The following is a 17,733-nucleotide window of genomic DNA, read 5'->3' on the forward strand; positions in this document are numbered from 1 at the left end:
GCGCAATCCGGGCGGCCAGCACCTGTGCCGTTGGCTGGATTGCCTGTCCGTCCCCAAAATTCATGAATCTGTAATACCGGGTGCTTAGCATCGAGAGATTTTGTTTTCGCGTCTCTCAGGCGATCCGGAATGATTCGACAAATAGGCAAACCCCTTTCCATCTTGATGATGGCCGCGGCAATCGGCGGCTGCAGCAGCAAATCCTTCCGCGATGGCATGGCCGCGATCGCTGACGGACGTCGGGATGAAGGGGTCGCCTCGCTGGAAAAGGCCGCCCAGGAAAAACCGCGCGATACGGAGATCAAGGCTGCCCTGATCCGCAACAAGGGGGAAGCCCTCGACGGCCATCTGCGCGAAGCCGACCGGCAGCGGACAGCCGGCCAGTGGGATGCCGCCGAGCTGGCCTACCGCCGGGCGCTGGCGCTGGACAACCGGAACACGCGCGCCATGCAGGGCCTGGAACAGATCGGCCAGGATCGCCGGAATGCTTCGCTGCTGGCGCAGGCCGGCCAGATGCTGGGCAAGAACGATCCGCTGGGGGCCGAGCGCCTGGTGCGGACCGTTCGGGGGCATGACCCACTCAATGCCGAGGCCCGTCGCCTGCAGACCGAGATCGACCGCCAGCGCGACAGCGAAAACAATGGCCGATCGACGCCCGAGAGCCGGGCAGCGCTGGCCAAACCGGTGACACTGGAGTTCCGCGACGCCAGCCTGAAATCGGTATTTGAAGTCCTGTCGCGCGCCTCTGGTCTCAATTTCGTATTCGACAAGGACATCAAAGGCGACATCAAGGTCACGCTATTTGTCCGCAACAGCCCGCTCGAAGACATCCTGCGCCTGATCCTGACGACCAACCAGCTGGATAAGCGCCAGCTCAACGACAACAGTTTCCTGATTTATCCAAACACACCGGCCAAGTCCAAGGAGTATCAGGAACTGGTGGTCCGCAATTTCTACCTGGCCAATACCGACGTCAAGCAGGCCCAGAATCTGGTCAAGACGGTGGCCAAGAGCAAGGATGTCTTTGCCGACGAAAAGCTCAACCTGCTGATCGTCAAGGACACGCCGGACGCCATGCGCCTGGTTGAACGCCTGATCGACTCGCTTGACCTGGCCGAACCCGAGGTGATGCTGGAAGTCGAGGTGCTGGAAGTGACGCGCAGCCGGCTCAACCAGTTTGGCGTCGATTGGCCGGATTCGGTCGGCTATGGCCTGTTGCAGGACACTTTGAGCACGACGACGGCGACGGCGGCCGGCTACACCACGACGGTCACGCCCGGTGGCACGCTGGCCAACGGCTACATCAACCTGCGCAACCGGGGCGGGCTGACCAGCTTTGTCGCCAACCCGGGCCTGACCCTGAACCTCAAGGGGCAGAACGCCGACACCAACGTGCTGGCCAACCCGCGCATCCGGGTCAAGAACCGGGAAAAGGCCAAGGTGCATATCGGCGACAAGCTGCCGGTGTTCACCACCACCGCCACGGCCAATGTCGGCGTTTCGGCCTCGGTCAATTATCTTGATGTCGGTCTCAAGCTCGACGTCGAACCCAATGTCACGCTCGATGACGAGGTATCGATCAAGGTCGGACTGGAAGTGAGCAGCATCGTCAAGGAAATCACCGGCCCCTCCAATTCCCTCGCCTACCAGATCGGCACCCGCAGTGCCAGCACCACGCTGCGCCTGAAGGATGGCGAAACACAGGTGCTCGCCGGCCTGATCAGCGACGAGGAACGCAAGACGACCAGCCACATCCCCGGACTGGGCGAAATACCCGTTGTCGGCCGCGCTTTTGGCAGCCACAAGGACACCTCGACCAAGACCGAGATCATCCTGCTGATCACACCGCGTATCGTGCGCAACATCCACCGCCCGGAATACGTCCAGCCGGTGATTTCCTCCGGCACGGAAAACGCTGTCGGCGCAGCACCGATGGGCGTCCGGACGCAGGGCGGCCGCGCGCTATCGATGAGTTCGCGCAGCAATGGTGGCGGCATGCCGATGGCGACCACCCGGGACAATGCAGCCCGAGACAACGCCACCTCCGAAGACGATGCCCCGCCCGAGGCCGATGACCCGCCGGTCGGACAGGCCAAGCCGGCGACAACCGAAGCACCGAAGCCGGAACGATGAGCGCTCGGTCACAACGCGGCTTCACGCTGATCGAGCTGGTCGTCACGGTCGCCATCGTCAGCATTCTGGCGCTGGCTGCCTCGCCCTTGCTGGAAACGACAGTGCGGCGACAAAAGGAGTCCGAACTGCGCGCCGCGCTGCGCGAGATTCGCAGCGCGATCGACGCCTACCGGCAGGCGGTGGATGACGGAAAAATCGCCAAGAAGGCCGATGAGAGCGGCTATCCGGCCCGGCTGGAAGAATTATTCATGGGCGTCGAGAACCGCCAGGATCCGGCCAAGGGGAAAATTTACCTGCTACGCCGTCTGCCGCGCGACCCGTTCAGCCGGGATCGCGACCTGAACGCCGCGCAGACCTGGGGCAAGCGCAGCTACGCCAGTCCGCCCGACCTGCCGCAGGAAGGCATCGATGTCTTCGATGTCTATTCGCTCTCCGACGAGCGCGGCAGCAACGGCATTCCGTACCGCGAGTGGTAGCCATGATCAAACGGCGCTGCGGTTTCACATTGATCGAACTGCTGGTCGTCATGGCCGTGATCGCCACCCTGCTGACCATTGCCGTGCCGCGCTACTTCCAGCACCTCGACCGGGCCCGCGAAGCCACCCTGCGCGAATCGCTGGCCGTGATGCGCGACGCCATTGACAAATACCGGGCCGACCTCGGGCACTATCCGGAGAGCCTGGACGATCTGGTCAGCCGGCACTATCTGCGCAAGGTGCCGCCCGACCCGATTACCGAGAGCACCGAAAGCTGGATCATCGTGCCGCCGCCCGAGGAGCCGGGGCAGCGCAAGGTCTGGGACGTGCAGAGCGGGGCCGAAGGCCAGGGGCGGGATGGCAGCGACTATCGGACATGGTAGCGATACGTGGCGGCCAGCCGGGCATCTCGGGCAAACACCAGAAGGGCATCACCTTCCTGGCCGTGCTGTTCACCATCGCCATCAGCGGCATTGCACTGGCCGGCACCGGGGCGCTGTGGCAAATGGAAACCCGGCGCGAGAAGGAAAAGGAACTGCTGTTCGCCGGTGAGGAATATCGCCAGGCCATCGCCAGCTATGTCGACAACTCGCCGGGTGACCCGCAATACCCGGTCAAACTGGCTGATCTGCTGCAGGATCCGCGCTTCCCGATGCCGGTCCGCCATTTGCGCCGCCTCTATCCGGAACCGATGAGCCTCGACGGCCAGTGGCAGCTGATTCGCCGCCAGGGCCGGATCGTCGGTGTCGCCAGCCCATCCTCTGCACCGCCAATCAAGGTGGCCGGTTTCCCGCCCGAGCAAGCTGAATTCGAGAATGCTGTCCGTTATGCCGACTGGCAATTCATCCATTCAGGCAACACGCCGAGTCGACGCCGGATCAATATTCACGACGCCGGGGAGTCGCGCTGATTCGCTGGTAGTGGGCCATGACGAGCGGGACGTAGCGTTTGGTTTCCCCGTAGGGCGGGATGCGCCGGCCAAAGCGCAGCACCGCATTCTCGCCGGCATTGTAGGCGGCCAGCGCCAGTTCGATGTCGTTGTCGAACAGGGCCAGCAGGTCGCGCAGGTAACGGGCGCCGGCGCGGATGTTCTCGGCCGGGTCCTGCCGATTGACCAGGCCATAGCGGCGGGCCGTGGCCGGCATCAGCTGCATCAGTCCGCTCGCCCCCCTGGCTGAAACGGCGTGCTCCCGGTAGCCCGACTCGACCGAGATGACGGCATGCAGCAAGGCCGCGTCGACGCCGGTACTGCGGCTGGCCTCGTGAATCGCGCCATGGAAAGGGCGCTGCTCGTAAGGCAGGGCGAAGACACCACGCGGCACCTGCAAGGCGGCCGTGGCCGGGGCCAGCCGGTCGGTCAGCACCAGCTTGTAGCGCCGGTCGTCGGGCACATTGCTGAAACGCTCGACGCCATCTTCGTCGACAAACCCGTAAATTGCGCCGCTCGCCGACGCGGCCACCGGCAAGCTCACGGCGCAGAACAGCACGAGGAAGGCGGAGCGGATGGTCAAAGGCATGATGCAAGCAAGAATAAGACCGCTCTGTTACAGCGGTTTGACGCTGCCAATGTCATTTTTATGTAATGCAGCAGCCATATGATCAGCGGTCCTGTCATTCATCGTCTGCATACCGTGGCGCTTCTTCCCCGTTCGCTCGTCCTGTCGCTCCAGCGCGGTTTCACGCTGCTCGAACTGCTCGTCGTCATGGTCATCATCGGCCTGCTGGCCGGTTATGTCGGACCCAAATACTTCGCCCAGATCGGCAAATCCGAGGTCAAGGCGGCGCGTGCCCAGATCGACGCGCTGGAAAAGGCGCTGGATCAATATCGCCTTGATGTCGGCCGCTATCCGACCAGCGAAAACGGCCTGGCCGCGCTGATGAAGCGGCCGCCTTCCGAGAACCGCTGGCAGGGCCCTTACCTGCGCAAGGAAGTACCGGCCGATCCGTGGGGCCAACCCTACCAGTACGTCCAGCCCGGTGAACACGGCGAATTCGATCTCTTTTCGCTGGGCAAGGATGGCAAGCCCGGCGGTGAGGGCGAAGCCGCCGACATCGGCAACTGGTGAGCGTCCGCCCAATGGAATTCGACGTCGTCGCGGTGTTTCCCGGACAAGGCGTATCGCGCCTGCGCGTCGCCGCCGATAGCGCGAGCGACCTGCCGCAGGCGACCTCACTGCTTGGCGCCGTCATCGTCTCGGCCGATCCGGTCGGGCAAAAACGTGGCAAGAGTCGCAGCGGCAAGTTCCAGCTCCCCCTGTTTACCCGCCAGTTGCTGTCGCTGCTCGAAGCCGGCCTCAATGTCGTCGAGGGGCTGGAAACACTGGCCGAGCAGGATCAGGGCTCAGGCTCGAGCGAAGTCCTGAACGGCCTGCTCACCGCGTTGCGCCAGGGCCAATCGCTGTCGACCGCGCTGCAGCGCTTCCCGGAGGTTTTCCCGGAACTTTATGTCGCCACGGTCAAGGCCAGCGAACGGACCGGCGACATGCCGGAATCCCTGCGCCGCTACCTGACTTTCGACGAAAAGCTGCGCGAACTGAAGAAAAAGCTGGTCAGCGCCGCCATCTATCCGCTCCTGCTGCTTGCGGTCGGCCTGCTCGTCACCTTCTTCCTGCTTGGCTTCGTCGTGCCGCGCTTTGCGCTGGTCTTTGCCGACAGCGGCCGGCAGCCGGAAGGCCTTTCCTCGCTGCTGTTCATCTGGGGCGATTTCGTCAACCAGCATGCGGCGGGCCTGGCCATTGGCAGCCTGCTCGGTGCTGTCGGTATCGCTGCCCTGCTCTCGCTGCCCCCCGTCCGCGCCATGCTGGCCAGGTTGCTCTGGCGCCTGCCGGCGATTGGCGAACGCCTGCGCATCGTCTATCTTGCCCGTTTCTACCGCACGGTCGGCATGCTGCTGCGCGCCGGCATTCCGCTGCGCAGCACGCTGCTCATGGTTGCCGACATCCTGCCGGTTGCCTTGCGCGAGGGCCTGCAGCGGGCGATCAGCGATATCGAGCACGGGCAGGCCTTCTCCGATGCCGCCCTGCACGGCGGCCTGAGTACACCGATCGCCCGGCGCATGATCGCTGTTGGCGAGAAAAGCGGCCAGCTCGGCCACATGCTGGAGTCGGTGGCCAGCTTCTACGACGAGGAAATCAACCGTCTGGTCGATACCTTCAGCCGCCTCTTCGAGCCGCTGCTGATGACCGTTATTGGCGGCGTGATTGGCGGCATCGTCCTTCTTCTGTACATGCCGATATTCGAATTGGCCGGCAATTTCCAGTAGAGACTGAACATGAACACACTTGTCGATCCCGGCCTGCTTGAACACGACACCCTGCTGGATGCGGCACGTCAGCTAACGCGGCTCAGCGGCATGTCGGCCGCCATCATCGGTTTGCAGTCGGCGCACGGCATCGACGAACAGAAGGCCGCCGACATCACCGCTGCCGCATTCGGCCTGACGAGCATCCGCCTCAGCGAGTTGCCGGAACACGCCCTGGCCCTGTCGCTGGCCTCCTTCGCTGAATACCTCCGGCGCCAGGTGCTGGTCATCGACACCGCAGCCGCCTGTCTGGTCGTCGCCCCCAATCCGCTTGATGCCGGCCTGCGCGACTGGCTGGAGGGCCTGCTGCCACTGAGCCGGCGCATCGACTGGCGCCTGGCGCCGGCTTCGGTGATCGCCGCCTATCTGGCTCGCGAAGAGTCTCGCGTCCGGGCGCTGGATGGCGACTTCAATGGCGACAAATCTCAGGTCAGCACGGGCGAAAACGCTGAAGACCTGTCGCTGCAGGGCATTTCGGAAGAAGGCAGCAACATCGTGCGGCTGGTCCGCTCGACCCTGCATGACGGCCTGAAAGCCGGCGCCAGCGACATCCACATCGAAGCCAACAACCGCGGGCTGGCGATCAAGTACCGGATCGACGGCGTGCTCAATTTTGCCGGCGCCATCGACGGCAGCGACACGGCCGAACAGATGATCTCGCGCATAAAGGTGCTGTCCGAACTCGACATTGCCGAGCGCCGGGTGCCGCAGGACGGCCGCTTCAAGGTCAACTGGCAGGGCCGAGAAATCGACATCCGGGTCTCGATCATGCCCAGCATCTGGGGCGAGGATGCCGTGCTGCGCGTCCTCGACAAGCAGGCCCTGAGTGACCATCTCGACGGCCTGCGCCTCGACGTGATGGGCTTCGATGCCGACACCATGTACCGTATCCGCCGCCTGTCGGCCGAACCCTACGGCATGCTGCTGGTCACCGGCCCGACCGGCAGCGGCAAGACGACGACGCTCTATGCGGCGCTATCGGAAATCAATCGCGGCGAGGACAAGATCGTCACCATCGAGGACCCGGTCGAATACCAGTTGTCCGGCGTGCTGCAGATTCCGGTCAATGAAAAGAAGGGGCTGAGTTTCGCCCGCGGCCTGCGCTCCATCCTGCGCCACGACCCGGACAAGATCATGGTCGGCGAAATCCGCGATTCGGAAACCGCGCAGATTGCGGTGCAGGCGGCGCTGACCGGCCACCTCGTGTTCACCACGGTGCATGCCAACAACGTCTTCGACGTAATCGGCCGCTTCCTGCACATGGAAGTCGATCCCTACAACCTCGTTTCGGCGCTGAATGGCGTCGTTGCCCAGCGCCTGATCCGCACGCTGTGCCCGGCCTGCGCCAGCCCGACGACGCCGATGCCCGAAGCGCTGGCCAATGCCGAGATCGACCCGCTGGCGGCCGCCGACTGGCAGTTCCGCCAGGCCGTCGGTTGCGGCAGCTGTCGCGGCACCGGCTATCGCGGCCGGCGGGCGATTGCCGAACTGCTGGCCCTCGACGATGAACTTCGCGAACTGATCCTGGCCCGCGCCCCGATCCGCCAACTGAAGGACGCCGCCCGGCGCGGCGGCACGCGCTCGCTGCGCGAATCGGCGCTCGATCTGGTCAAGGTCGGCATCACCAGTCTGGAGGAGGCCAACCGTGTCACTTTCGTGGCTTGACCGGCACACCCTGCTCGTCCATCCCCGGCAAGTCGTGCTCGAACGCCAGCCATGGCGCGGCCCGGCCCAGCGCTTGACGGCCGAAGTGCCGCCCGCCCAGCCCGACGAAGCCGACTGGCAACCAGCGCTGACGGCCGCCGGCGCCCTGCTCACCACAAAGGCAAGCCCCTTTGGCCGCTTGCGGATCATCATCGCCAACCAGTTCGTCCGCTTCGCCTTGCTGCCATGGAGTGACAGCGTACTCGGCGACAAGGCACGACTCGGCATGGCCAAGGCTCTGCTGCGCAACAGCCTGGGCGACCAGGCCGAACGCCTGGAGATTGCCCTGGATAACCCTGCTTTCGGCCTGAATGGCCTTGCGGCAGGCATTCCCGCCAGTCTGCTGACGGAACTGCGCCAGACAGCCAAAACCCGGCGCCTGCGCCTCGACAGCCTTCAACCGCGCCTGACCAGCGATCTGGCGACTTGCCGCCACTCGCTGAACGATGGCTACGTCGCCTTCCCGGACGATGACTGGCTGACGCTGCTCGGCCTGCGCAACGGCAACATCACGCTGCTGCGCAACCATCGGATGCACACTGAGCCAGAGCAACTGGGCAACGAGTTGCTCGGGCTGCTGGCCGCCGAGCATGCGGCAGTCGACCACAAAAAAGTGCGCATCTTCAGTCGCGGCGACTGGCCGAAGACGCTCGGCGACTGGGAGATCGAACAGCAGATGTCGCTGCTCGAAGGCGGTGCCCATGCGTGATCTCGGCCTCGATTTCCAGCCCCGTCGCCCCGGCCTGTTGCCATTGATGCTGGTACTGGTCGGGGCCGTACTCTGCGCCGACGCCTGGCTGGAGGCCAGCCAGCAGAATGCGCAACTGGCCGACCTGCAAGCGCGTCAGGAACTGGCCAAGCGACGGGCCGACCGGCTGACGATGGCCAGTCGCGAGGCGGCGCAGCGTGACGCCGCCCTGCCGGCCGAACAAGGCAAGGCGCTGCAACAGGCAGTTGCGGCGATCGGCCTCGACTGGGAAGGCTTGTACCGGCAGATCGAGCGGGCGACGCCGGAAGAGGTCAGCCTGCTCGCCATCACGCCGAATGCCGCCGCCAGATCGGTGCAGATTTCCGGCGAGGCCCGCCACCTGCAGGCAGCGCTCGGCTTTGTCGACGCCTTGCGCCAGCCGCCCTTGTCGCAGGTCAGTCTCCTCTCCCACAAGATCAAGACCGATGACCCGCAACGCCCGGTCAGCTTCGAAATCGCCGCGACATGGACCAGCTCGCCATGAACACCTGGCTCGCCCGTGGCCGTTTCGCCGTGGCCTATCCGCAGTGGCTGCCGCTGGCCGGTGGCCTGCTGGTGCTGATTGCCGCCGGCCTGCACTTGATTCTCCTGCCCAGCCGCGAAACCCTGATCGAGGCCGGCGAACAACAACTGCAGCAGACCGAACGTGCCAGCCGCCGCGCCCGGATCGATCGCCAACTCGCCCAAGCCACGCCGGAACAGGCGCGGCTCAGCCTGCTCGAGCGCTTTCCGGACGAGGCGCGCCTGCATGCCGAACTCGGTCGCCTGCTTGAACTGGCCGATCAAAAAGGCCTGCAACTATCGGCCGGCGAATATCGGCTACTGGCCGGCAAGGACAAGCTGTTCGACCGCTATGTGCTGAACCTGCCGGTGCAGGGCAGCTACCGCGACCTGCGCGCTTACCTGACGACCATCCGCAGCGAGTTCCCGGCGCTGGCCATCGAGGACGTCACGCTGCGCCGGGAAAACATCGGGGCCAGCACCATCGATGCGCAACTGCGCCTGGTCATCTTCTTCCGTCACCAGGGGGCCCGATGAAAAAGCCCGGACCACGCCAGCGCTGGCTGATTCTTGGCGCCCTGTTGCTCGGCACGGTAGCGGCCGCCGTTTTTGTCGACGACGATCCAGTCGCTTCCGAACCGACTGAACGGCCAAGCAGGCGCAGGATGCCCGCCAACATTGAGTCCATGGCGGACACCGTTTCCCTGGCCCAACAGCAACCAGATCCAGAAGCGGCGCAGGTGGCCGATACAGGGAGCACCGAACAATCAGCCGAGACCATCGATCCCTTCCGCAGCAAGAGCTGGTATATCGCGCCGCCACCGCCTCCGCCGCCCGAGCCGGTGGCACCGCCGCTGCCCTTCCGCTACCTCGGGCAACTGGTCGAAGATGGCCAGATATTGGTCTTTATCGACCACCAGGGGCGTAACCTGACGATCAAGGTTGGCGATCAGATCGATGGCCGATATGCCGTCGAAGCCATCGATGGCGGCAAAGTGGTCTTTGTCTATCTGCCACTCAAGCGACAACAGACACTGCCTATCAGCGCTGCCTGAACGCAGTGGCGCGAACCCGGGCTGGTGCCGGGTTCGCCGATCACGTGGCGCTAGTGCGAATGCTCGTGGCCATCCTGGCGCAAGACACGGGCCACGAAGGGATCGTTCTCCATGTCACCGAAATCGGACGCATCGATCCGGCCGTACGCTGCCAGTTTCTCGTCAGTCGCTTGCGGCCAGGCTGCAGGCGCCTGGGCGTGGATTTCCCTGAGGATCATTTCCAGCGACTGCTGACCGGAAATCGACAGTTTTGCCGGCAGTTGTGCTTGTTCCAGCCACCACAGATCAACTTGCTGACCGTTCACCACGCCGGTGTAGTGCACCACCGTCTGATCGAAATCGATCCTGCTTTCGCCGCGTTGCAGCGACTTCAAAAGCTGCGGCGAAACCACGGAAACCAGCTTGCTCCAGTCCGGCTCGGCATGGCGGGTGCGGATTTCGCCGACCGAATATTCGATGACGCGCTGATCCTTGTTGAACACGCGCTGATAGCTGTAGTCGTGCTGACCGCTGCGTTCCCAGATGTTGTTCTGGCCGGTTGTCAGATCGGCGATCTCGACACGGTTGGCGCTGCGCCACAGGTACCAGTCGCTGTTCACCTTGCCGCTTTTCAGGTCATAGCGTGCGGCCAGCGACATTGGCGTGGTGTTCTCAATGGCCATGACCGGCTTGGCCACCTCGGCTGAATGCTCATGATGCCCTTCGTGAGCCAGTGCATTACCCAAAAAACCCAGCACTACGGAAACAAAAATCGTCGATATTTTCGCGTTCACCGCTACGTTCCTCTTCAAATGCGTAGAGCGCCTGCATGAGGCGCCCTTGTTTAAGCACTAATTCCGGAAACAGGCGACGGCTCGGCCGCCGCCCGAACCGGGATCAGAAGCCGAAGGCTTCCTTCATGACGTGGTAGATCCAGTTCTGTTCCATGCTGCCATGAACCAGAGAGGACTTCGGACCCGTCGCGTAGATGGCGACATCTTCACCGGCATGGGTTTCCGAACCCAACGGCACCAAAGCCTGCTGCAGGAAGTTCAGCGCGGTGGTATCGACACTGGTCAGATCGGTACTGCGGCTGACGGCAGCCGACGAACCGCCAACAGCACCCGGACCATTCTGGTAACCCAGCGTGGTGTAGGGCAGGCCATCGCTGGCCTTGTCGTTGCTGACCGGATCGCCGTCATTGGCCGGCACGGCGGCAGACAAGCCGAGGATGTTGTTGCCGCGGTGCGGGTAACCGGCGATGGTGAAGGTGTGGCTGTGGTCGGCCGTCACGATGATCAGCGTTTCGCGCGGATCGGTCATTTCGTAGGCCTTCTTGACCGCCTTGGCCAGTTCGATGGCATCGAGCAGCGCACGCTGGGCATTGCCGGCGTGGTGAGCGTGGTCAACACGACCGCCTTCAACGTGCAGGAAGTAGCCGCGCTTGTTCTTGTCGAGCATCTTGATGGACTTTTCAGTCATCTCGGTCAGCGACGGCTCGCCAGCCTTGTCGGTGGCGCGATCAGCTTCGTACTGCATGTGCGAGTTTTCGAACAGGCCGAGCAGGTATTCGGTCTTGGCCGGATCGATTGCTTCGAAACCAGCCTTGTTCCAGACGTACTGGGCCTTGGCGCCGCGGGTGCTGACCCATTCGGCGGTCAGATCACGACCGTCGCTGCGCTTGCCACTCTTGGCGTATTCCTGGTCGGTCAAGGTCTTCGGCAGGAAGTAGCTGCGGCCACCGCCCATCGCCACCTTCAGGCTGGCCCTGACGGCCGGCGACACTTCGATCAGTTGGCGTGCGATATCCTTGACCAGCGTCACGCCCTTGGCCTTGCAGGTCGCCACATTGGCAGCGAAGAAGGAATTCATGTCCGAATCGGATTCCCAGTCGCGCACCGAGGTATGCGAGTAGGTTGCAGCCGGGGTGGCGTGGGTCAGGCGGGCGGTCGACACGACACCGGTCGACTTGCCGGCAGCGGCAGCCTGCTCGAGGATGGTCGGCAGCGCGTGCTTGGCGATCACGGCGGCATCGCATTCGCCACGGGAGGTCAGATGGTCGACTGACAGCATGCCTTCACGGGCCTTGTAGCCGGTGACCATGGCGGTCATCGTCGGCGCCGAATCCGGGGTCTGCTGATCCCAGGAGTAGGTCTTGGAAAGACCGACGTTCGGGAAATGTTCGAAGGACAGGCGGTTTTCTTCGCCCGGCTTGCCATGGAGCTGGCCTTCCAGGATGCGGGCAGCGGTAATCGTCGAAATACCCATGCCATCGCCAACGAAGAGAATCACATTCTTGGCGTGATGACGGTTATCGACCATTCTTTCGCTGTGGCGAATGAAATTCTGGCCCTGCTTGTACCAGTCCTGAACGGATTCCGGACCCTGAACGACGGGAGCAGCAGAAAATACCGGGGTGGCACCGGCGGAAACTGCGAAAGCAACAGCCACGGCGGTGGCAGTGCGAACGAACTTGTGCATGAACGAGACTCCTGATTGGGATGGGCATGAAGCCGGATAACTAAGGGCGCTTGAATGCCGCAATCGCCAGCGATTGTTTTTATTTCCAGCGATGCAAGGCGCCGCCCATCGTAGCCAAGGAATATTTCCTCATCATTGCATGGACATTACGCCGGCATCAAAACCAAAAACACCCGAATCAGCGGCCTATCCAGTTCGCGTACGCGGCCGGGCACCAGCATCTCTTCATGGGGCAGGCATGTTCAGAGCGCCCATTCTGTCTCACCTCTCCAATCGCAGTTCGGCTCGGTTATTGCCTGCAAAATCTACCGCTGAAGGAATCCCTCGAGTTCGGCCGCAACCAGTTCAGGCTGATCGTGTTGCAGGTTATGCCCCGCCTCGGGAATGTCCTTCGCCTGAACATCAGCGAAAGATTCGATCCGCTGCTGGAATTCAGGTGTATCCCGGCCAAAGCGCATGCGGACAAAGCCCTTGTCGGCGATCAGCATCAGCACCGGGCAGGTAATCTTTCGCCAGGCTGCCATCGCATCCTCGACCCGGTACAGCGCCGGCGAGGCCACCTTGTGCCAGGGGTCGCAGGCCATTTCGACCGAGCCGTCGGCGGTTGTCCGACTGACCGCACGGGAGAGAAATTCAGCCCGCTCGGCCGTCAGGCGCGGATTGGCGAAGCGCAGGCGGCGGGCCAGTGCGGCATGGTCCGGATAGACCCGCAGGCGGGGTTGGTCGGCAATCTCGTCCAGCCACTTGCCGATCTGGGTCGGCGCATCGATGCTCGGCTCCGGCTTCAGACCGAGAAAGTCCAGCATGGCCAGCCGCGCCACCCGATGCGGGCGCAAGGCCGCAAAGGTCGCGGCAATATTCGCCCCCATGCTGTGCCCGACCAGTTGCGCCGGCTCATCCGGCGAGTAATGCTGGAGCAGCGCTTCGAGATCGGCGTAATAATCGGGAAACCAGTAGGGCCGCCCCAGCCATTCACTATCGCCGTAGCCGCGCCAGTCCGGCGCAATAACATGCCAGGACTTCTCGAAGGCATCGACCACAAACTGGAAGGTGGCCGACGAATCCATCCAGCCGTGCAGCAGGAAGATCTTCGGCGCATCAACCGCTCCCCAGTGGCGGACGTGATAACGCAGGCCACGGATATCGATATGTTCGGTGGTGCTAGTTGGCGACATGTCAGTTTTACAGGTGCTGGTTCAGGAAAGTGAGCGTACGCTCCCACGACAACTCGGCCGCCTGTGGATCATAGACCGTCGGCCGCAGCTTGTTGAAGAAGGCATGCTCGGCCTCGTAGCGATAGAGCACCGGCTTCTGTCCGGCTGCCAGCATGGCGCTTTCGAGTTGGGCCACGACATCAGGCGTACACCAGGTGTCGCGGGTGGCGAAATGGCCGAGGAAGGGAATCCGGATCGCGGCCGGGTCGGCGAAATCCCTGGGCGGTATGCCGTAATAGCAGACCGCCGCAGCCACCTCGGGCAAATGCACGGCGCTGGCCACGGTCAGCGCGCCGCCCATGCAGAAGCCCATGACGGCCACCTTACCCTTGCCGCTTGCCAGCAGATGCCCCACGGCACCGCGGATATCCTGAAAAGTGGCGCCAGGAAAATCCAGTCCGTTCATCATGTGGCTGGCCTCATCCACATCCTGCGCCACCCGGCCATGGTAAAGATCGGGCGCCAGCGCATTGAAGCCGACGGCGGCAAGACGGTCGGCCACGCTGCGAATTTGCGGGTTCAGCCCCCACCATTCCTGGATGACCACGATGCCCGGCCTATCCTGCCCGGCCTCGGCGTAATACCCCTGGCAAGCCGAGCCATCGGGACGCTTGAATTCGATCATCCGGCCCTCAGTGCCGATCTGCTGTTCCATTGCTCCACCTGTTTCAAAAAAACGGCCATCAACGATGGCCGAAAAGTCCCACAGAGTAATCCTGCCGAACGCTCAATGGTAGCGGCTCGGCGTATTCAGTACCGCAATCGTCACCCGCGACACGCAGACCAGCTTGCCCTCTTCATTGCTAATGCGCACGTCCCAGACCTGGGTCGTGCGCCCGAGGTGCAACGGCCGCGCCTCGCCATAGACCCAGCCTTCAGTGACGGCCCGGACATGGTTGGCGTTGATTTCCTGCCCGACGCAGTGGTGCTTTTCCCGATCGACGACATGCGCCGCCGACCATGAGGCCAGCGTTTCGGCAAACGCCACCGAGATGCCGCCGTGCAATGCGCCGGCCGGCTGACGGGTACGCTCGTCGACCGGCATGCGGCCACGCAGGTAGTCGTCACCGATTTCGATCAGTTCGATACCGAGGTGACCATTGGCGCAGCCCTGGCCACGCTGATTGACTTCTTCGAGGGAAAACGGCTTGTGCCAGATCGTCATTGGATGTCCTTTTATTTCGTTTTACAGAATCATCTGGGTGCAGCGATAGAGCACCAGTTGCTTGCCGGTCGCTTCATCGGTGACCACCGCATCCCAGACCTGCGTTGTCCGCCCGAGGTGCTGGGCGCTGGCGACGCAGGCAATGGCCCCTTCGGTCAGCGTGCCCAGGTGATTGCTCTTCAATTCGATGGTGGCAAAAGATTTTGCCCCTTCCGGCAAGTGCGACATCGTCGCGTGGCCCGTCATCGTATCGGCCAGAGCGATGATGCTTGCCGCGTGCAGGCGGCCATTCGGCGCCAGGTGTTCGGGGCGAATGGCCATCCGGCCGCTCGCCCTGCCCTGCTCCAGCGTCAGGAATTCGACGCCGAGGTGTCCGGGCAGGCAATTCTCGGCATCGCGATTGAGACGGTCGACGGTGAATTCCGGGCGCAGTTTGCTCATGGTCAATGCTTGGCTCCAAGGTAGGCTTCGATCACTTTCGGATTCTGCGCCAAATCCTTGGCCTTGCCTTCCAGCGTGATGTCGCCGACTTCCAGCACATAGCCGTAATCGGAGACCTGCAAGGCTGCCCGCGAGTTCTGCTCGATCAGCAGCGTGGCAACCCCGGTTTCACGCAGATGCGAAATGACGTGGAAGACCTCGGCCATGACGCGCGGCGCCAGGCCGAGCGACGGCTCGTCGAGCATCAGCACCTTGGGATCGCTCATCAGCGCCCGGCCAATCGCCACCATCTGCCGCTCGCCACCGGACATCGTGCCAGCCAGCTGCTTGCGGCGCTCCTTGAGCCGGGGAAAAACGCTGTAGATGCCCTCCAGTCCATCGCGGTAGGACCAGCCATCCTTGCGCCGGCGATAGGCGCCGAGCACCAGGTTATCTTCGACGGTCATGCTGGTGAACAATTCACGCTTTTCCGGCACCAGTGCCAGTCCCTTGCCGAGACGCAGTTCGATGGCGTGATGCGACACGTCGTGCCCCTGGTAGAGCACCTCGCCTCCCGCCTGCCCCTCGCTGGGCAAGGCACCCATGATGGCGTTGAGCAGCGATGACTTGCCGGCGCCATTCGGGCCGATGACGGTAACGATCTCGCCGGCCCGCAGGCTGATCGAGGCAGCCCGCAGGGCCTCGACCTTGCCGTAGCGCACACACAGGTTGCGAGTCTCGAGGACCGGTTTTGCATTGTCGGTGCTCATTCGATGCCTCCGAGGTAAGCCGCCAAGACGGCTTCGTTATTCTGAATTTCGACCGGCAGACCTTCGGCGATCTTGCTACCGAATTCCATGACGACCAGACGGTCGGTCAGGCCCATCACGAAATCCATGTCGTGCTCGACCAGCAACACCGACATGCCTTCGCCCTTCAATTGCTTGATCAATGCCGCCAGTGCTTCCTTTTCCTTCAAGCGCAGGCCGGCCGCCGGTTCATCGAGCAGCAGCAGGGTCGGGTCCGTGCACAAGGCACGGGCGATTTCGAGAATCCGCTGCTGGCCGAGAGCCAGGCTACCGGCCGGCGTATGCATGTAGTCGCCTAGGCCAACGCGGCGGATCTGCTCGGCCGCCAGGAAAAGCAGCTGCGCCTCTTCATGACGATCCGTGCGCAACGCCGCACTCAATGGGCTGCTCTTGCCACGCAGATGGGCGCCCATGGCAACGTTTTCCAGCACTGACAGATGCGGGATCAGATGCACATGCTGGAAGCTGCGGCCGATCCCCATCTGCACGATGCGACGGGAATCGAGCTGGTCGATGCGCTCGCCGCCGAAGCGGATCTCGCCGCTGCTGGCCGGCAGCACGCCGGTCACCAGATTGAACATCGTCGACTTGCCAGCGCCGTTCGGACCAATCAGACCGACCACTTCGCCCGCCTTGATCTCGAAGGTCATGTCCTTGACGGCGACCAGGCCGCCGAACTGCTTGCGCGCCTCATTCACTTCGAGGATCAGCGCCCCAGGCTCGGGCTTGGAACGACGCTTCATGTCGCCATAACCATCCGGTGCAATGGCCGGTGCGACGACCTCCGGCTCGGGCGGATGAAACTTCGCCCACACCGCAGCCACCCACGGCCACAGACCATCGCGCGACCACAACAGCAGCAGCACGATCATCACGCCGAAGACGACGATCTCGAAATTGCCATTACTCCCGAGCAGCAACGGCAACCAGTCCTGCAACTGGCTCTTCAGGCCGGTCATCACCACGGCGCCGAGGATGGCGCCCCAGACGTGACCAACGCCACCGACCACTGCCATGAACAGGTATTCGATACCCATGTTCAGACCGAAGGGCGTCGCGCTGACCGAACGTTGCAGATGGGCGTACAGCCAGCCGGAAAGGCTCGCCATCAAGGCTGCCAGCACGAAGATCAGAATCTTGTACTGGGCGGTGTTGATGCCCATCGCCTCGGGCATGGTCTTGCCCTTGGCCAGAGCCCGGATGGCCCGGCCCGGCCGGGAGTTGAGCAGGTTGAGTACCAGCCACAGGCAGCCACCGAGACAGAACCAGATCATCCCGTACATGACCCGGGGCGACGACAGGTCGAGGCCGAACAGGCTGAGCGGCGGGATGCCGGACAGGCCATCGTACTTGCCGAGAAATTCCAGCGTACCGAACAGGTAGTACAGCGACAGCCCCCAGGCGATGGTCGCCAGCGGCAGGAAGTGACCGGACAGGCGCACGGTGATGCTGCCGATCAAGCCGGCGGCCAGCCCGGAGACGACCAGTCCGGCCCCGAGGCCGATCCATGGCGACCAACCGAGCGTCGTACTCAGGTAGGCCGTGGTGTAGGCGCCAAGGCCGACAAAAGCCGCCTGCCCGAAGGAGGTCAGGCCGCCGATACCGGTCAGCAGCACCAGACCGAGCGCGACGATGGAATAGAGGCCGATGTAGTTGCCGATGGTGATCCAGTAACCCGGCACCGGCAGGAAGGGGAACAGGAAGAACCAGCCGAACATCAGCCACTGAAGTTTTTTGGTGGACATCT

General features: G+C 63.2%; 20 protein-coding genes. 11 read left to right on the forward strand and 9 right to left on the reverse strand.

What is annotated here, in order from left to right; genetic code table 11:
• Window positions 1-129: 129 nt before the first annotated feature.
• Genes DARO_RS16445 through DARO_RS16460 form a run of 4 tightly spaced genes read left to right on the forward strand, consistent with a single transcriptional unit; the run spans window position 130 to window position 3,519 of the window.
• Window positions 130-2,133, forward strand: a complete 2,004-nt coding sequence (locus DARO_RS16445) for a secretin GspD/PilQ domain-containing protein (protein WP_011288942.1) — start codon at window positions 130-132, stop codon at window positions 2,131-2,133.
• Window positions 2,130-2,609 (forward strand): type II secretion system protein, encoded by a 480-nt coding sequence (locus DARO_RS16450; protein WP_011288943.1) that lies wholly within the window; start codon window positions 2,130-2,132, stop codon window positions 2,607-2,609. The genes DARO_RS16445 and DARO_RS16450 overlap by 4 nt, the downstream gene beginning before the upstream one ends.
• A gap of 2 nt (window positions 2,610-2,611) precedes the next feature.
• Window positions 2,612-2,992 (forward strand): type II secretion system protein, encoded by a 381-nt coding sequence (locus DARO_RS16455; protein ID WP_011288944.1) that lies wholly within the window; start codon window positions 2,612-2,614, stop codon window positions 2,990-2,992.
• Complete coding sequence (locus tag DARO_RS16460; RefSeq protein ID WP_011288945.1) at window positions 2,986-3,519, forward strand: type II secretion system protein; 534 nt, start codon at window positions 2,986-2,988, stop codon at window positions 3,517-3,519. The genes DARO_RS16455 and DARO_RS16460 overlap by 7 nt, the downstream gene beginning before the upstream one ends.
• On the opposite strand, the gene DARO_RS16465 is transcribed toward DARO_RS16460, so the two are convergent.
• Window positions 3,488-4,126 carry a lytic transglycosylase domain-containing protein gene (locus tag DARO_RS16465; protein ID WP_011288946.1) on the reverse strand — a complete coding sequence of 213 codons (639 nt, stop codon included), beginning with the start codon at window positions 4,124-4,126 and terminating at the stop codon, window positions 3,488-3,490. The two genes, DARO_RS16460 and DARO_RS16465, sit on opposite strands and share 32 nt — an antisense overlap.
• 78 nt (window positions 4,127-4,204) lie before the next feature.
• Here DARO_RS16465 and gspG point away from each other — a divergent pair, with 78 nt between their 5' ends.
• Genes gspG through DARO_RS21910 form a run of 7 tightly spaced genes read left to right on the forward strand, consistent with a single transcriptional unit; the run spans window position 4,205 to window position 9,918 of the window.
• Complete coding sequence (gene gspG, locus DARO_RS16470) at window positions 4,205-4,675, forward strand: type II secretion system major pseudopilin GspG (RefSeq protein WP_011288947.1); 471 nt, start codon at window positions 4,205-4,207, stop codon at window positions 4,673-4,675.
• Window positions 4,676-4,686: 11 nt separating this feature from the next.
• Window positions 4,687-5,871 carry a type II secretion system F family protein gene (locus tag DARO_RS16475; RefSeq protein ID WP_011288948.1) on the forward strand — a complete coding sequence of 395 codons (1,185 nt, stop codon included), beginning with the start codon at window positions 4,687-4,689 and terminating at the stop codon, window positions 5,869-5,871.
• Between the two features lie 9 nt (window positions 5,872-5,880).
• Window positions 5,881-7,575: a GspE/PulE family protein gene (locus DARO_RS16480; protein ID WP_011288949.1), complete on the forward strand. Its 1,695-nt coding sequence runs from the start codon at window positions 5,881-5,883 to the stop codon at window positions 7,573-7,575.
• On the forward strand, window positions 7,556-8,323 hold the full coding sequence (locus DARO_RS16485) for a hypothetical protein (RefSeq protein WP_011288950.1): 768 nt from the start codon (window positions 7,556-7,558) through the stop codon (window positions 8,321-8,323). The genes DARO_RS16480 and DARO_RS16485 overlap by 20 nt, the downstream gene beginning before the upstream one ends.
• A complete protein-coding gene (locus DARO_RS21900; protein ID WP_049758751.1) occupies window positions 8,316-8,846 on the forward strand; it encodes a PilN domain-containing protein in 531 nt (176 codons plus the stop codon). The genes DARO_RS16485 and DARO_RS21900 overlap by 8 nt, the downstream gene beginning before the upstream one ends.
• Window positions 8,843-9,400, forward strand: a complete 558-nt coding sequence (locus tag DARO_RS21905) for a GspMb/PilO family protein (RefSeq protein WP_198134060.1) — start codon at window positions 8,843-8,845, stop codon at window positions 9,398-9,400. The genes DARO_RS21900 and DARO_RS21905 overlap by 4 nt, the downstream gene beginning before the upstream one ends.
• The gene (locus tag DARO_RS21910) at window positions 9,397-9,918 is read left to right on the forward strand and encodes a hypothetical protein (RefSeq protein WP_011288953.1); all 522 of its coding nucleotides are present in this window, start codon (window positions 9,397-9,399) and stop codon (window positions 9,916-9,918) included. Before DARO_RS21905 ends, DARO_RS21910 begins: the two co-directional genes overlap by 4 nt.
• Window positions 9,919-9,968: 50 nt before the next feature.
• On the opposite strand, the gene DARO_RS16505 is transcribed toward DARO_RS21910, so the two are convergent.
• The 8 genes from DARO_RS16505 to DARO_RS16540 form a co-directional block, all read right to left on the reverse strand.
• Window positions 9,969-10,691, reverse strand: coding sequence for a hypothetical protein (locus DARO_RS16505; RefSeq protein WP_011288954.1), 723 nt, complete (start codon window positions 10,689-10,691; stop codon window positions 9,969-9,971).
• Between the two features lie 103 nt (window positions 10,692-10,794).
• Window positions 10,795-12,378, reverse strand: a complete 1,584-nt coding sequence (locus tag DARO_RS16510) for an alkaline phosphatase family protein (RefSeq protein ID WP_011288955.1) — start codon at window positions 12,376-12,378, stop codon at window positions 10,795-10,797.
• A gap of 305 nt (window positions 12,379-12,683) precedes the next feature.
• The gene (locus DARO_RS16515) at window positions 12,684-13,553 is read right to left on the reverse strand and encodes an alpha/beta fold hydrolase (RefSeq protein WP_011288956.1); all 870 of its coding nucleotides are present in this window, start codon (window positions 13,551-13,553) and stop codon (window positions 12,684-12,686) included.
• Window positions 13,554-13,560: 7 nt separating this feature from the next.
• Window positions 13,561-14,247, reverse strand: a complete 687-nt coding sequence (locus DARO_RS16520) for a dienelactone hydrolase family protein (protein ID WP_011288957.1) — start codon at window positions 14,245-14,247, stop codon at window positions 13,561-13,563.
• Window positions 14,248-14,319: 72 nt separating this feature from the next.
• The gene (locus DARO_RS16525) at window positions 14,320-14,757 is read right to left on the reverse strand and encodes a hotdog fold thioesterase (RefSeq protein ID WP_011288958.1); all 438 of its coding nucleotides are present in this window, start codon (window positions 14,755-14,757) and stop codon (window positions 14,320-14,322) included.
• 21 nt (window positions 14,758-14,778) lie between these two features.
• Window positions 14,779-15,198 (reverse strand): PaaI family thioesterase, encoded by a 420-nt coding sequence (locus tag DARO_RS16530; protein WP_011288959.1) that lies wholly within the window; start codon window positions 15,196-15,198, stop codon window positions 14,779-14,781.
• 2 nt (window positions 15,199-15,200) lie between these two features.
• Window positions 15,201-15,947, reverse strand: coding sequence for an ABC transporter ATP-binding protein (locus DARO_RS16535; protein WP_011288960.1), 747 nt, complete (start codon window positions 15,945-15,947; stop codon window positions 15,201-15,203).
• Entirely contained in the window at window positions 15,944-17,731 is a 1,788-nt protein-coding gene (locus DARO_RS16540; RefSeq protein WP_198134195.1) for a branched-chain amino acid ABC transporter ATP-binding protein/permease, read from the reverse strand. The genes DARO_RS16535 and DARO_RS16540 overlap by 4 nt, the downstream gene beginning before the upstream one ends.
• Window positions 17,732-17,733: the final 2 nt, after the last annotated feature.

The organism is Dechloromonas aromatica RCB, from assembly GCF_000012425.1.

Excerpts from the sequence above, each read along its gene's own strand:
- DARO_RS16445 (WP_011288942.1), top strand. The coding sequence starts at position 130 with ATGATTCGACAAATAGGCAAACCCCTTTCCATCTTGATGATGGCCGCG.
- DARO_RS16450 (WP_011288943.1), top strand. The coding sequence starts at position 2,130 with ATGAGCGCTCGGTCACAACGCGGCTTCACGCTGATCGAGCTGGTCGTC.
- DARO_RS16455 (WP_011288944.1), top strand. The coding sequence starts at position 2,612 with ATGATCAAACGGCGCTGCGGTTTCACATTGATCGAACTGCTGGTCGTC.
- DARO_RS16460 (WP_011288945.1), top strand. The coding sequence starts at position 2,986 with ATGGTAGCGATACGTGGCGGCCAGCCGGGCATCTCGGGCAAACACCAG.
- DARO_RS16465 (WP_011288946.1), bottom strand. The coding sequence starts at position 4,126 with ATGCCTTTGACCATCCGCTCCGCCTTCCTCGTGCTGTTCTGCGCCGTG.
- gspG (WP_011288947.1), top strand. The coding sequence starts at position 4,205 with ATGATCAGCGGTCCTGTCATTCATCGTCTGCATACCGTGGCGCTTCTT.
- DARO_RS16475 (WP_011288948.1), top strand. The coding sequence starts at position 4,687 with ATGGAATTCGACGTCGTCGCGGTGTTTCCCGGACAAGGCGTATCGCGC.
- DARO_RS16480 (WP_011288949.1), top strand. The coding sequence starts at position 5,881 with ATGAACACACTTGTCGATCCCGGCCTGCTTGAACACGACACCCTGCTG.
- DARO_RS21900 (WP_049758751.1), top strand. The coding sequence starts at position 8,316 with ATGCGTGATCTCGGCCTCGATTTCCAGCCCCGTCGCCCCGGCCTGTTG.
- DARO_RS21905 (WP_198134060.1), top strand. The coding sequence starts at position 8,843 with ATGAACACCTGGCTCGCCCGTGGCCGTTTCGCCGTGGCCTATCCGCAG.
- DARO_RS21910 (WP_011288953.1), top strand. The coding sequence starts at position 9,397 with ATGAAAAAGCCCGGACCACGCCAGCGCTGGCTGATTCTTGGCGCCCTG.
- DARO_RS16510 (WP_011288955.1), bottom strand. The coding sequence starts at position 12,378 with ATGCACAAGTTCGTTCGCACTGCCACCGCCGTGGCTGTTGCTTTCGCA.
- DARO_RS16515 (WP_011288956.1), bottom strand. The coding sequence starts at position 13,553 with ATGTCGCCAACTAGCACCACCGAACATATCGATATCCGTGGCCTGCGT.
- DARO_RS16520 (WP_011288957.1), bottom strand. The coding sequence starts at position 14,247 with ATGGAACAGCAGATCGGCACTGAGGGCCGGATGATCGAATTCAAGCGT.
- DARO_RS16525 (WP_011288958.1), bottom strand. The coding sequence starts at position 14,757 with ATGACGATCTGGCACAAGCCGTTTTCCCTCGAAGAAGTCAATCAGCGT.
- DARO_RS16530 (WP_011288959.1), bottom strand. The coding sequence starts at position 15,198 with ATGAGCAAACTGCGCCCGGAATTCACCGTCGACCGTCTCAATCGCGAT.
- DARO_RS16535 (WP_011288960.1), bottom strand. The coding sequence starts at position 15,947 with ATGAGCACCGACAATGCAAAACCGGTCCTCGAGACTCGCAACCTGTGT.
- DARO_RS16540 (WP_198134195.1), bottom strand. The coding sequence starts at position 17,731 with ATGTCCACCAAAAAACTTCAGTGGCTGATGTTCGGCTGGTTCTTCCTG.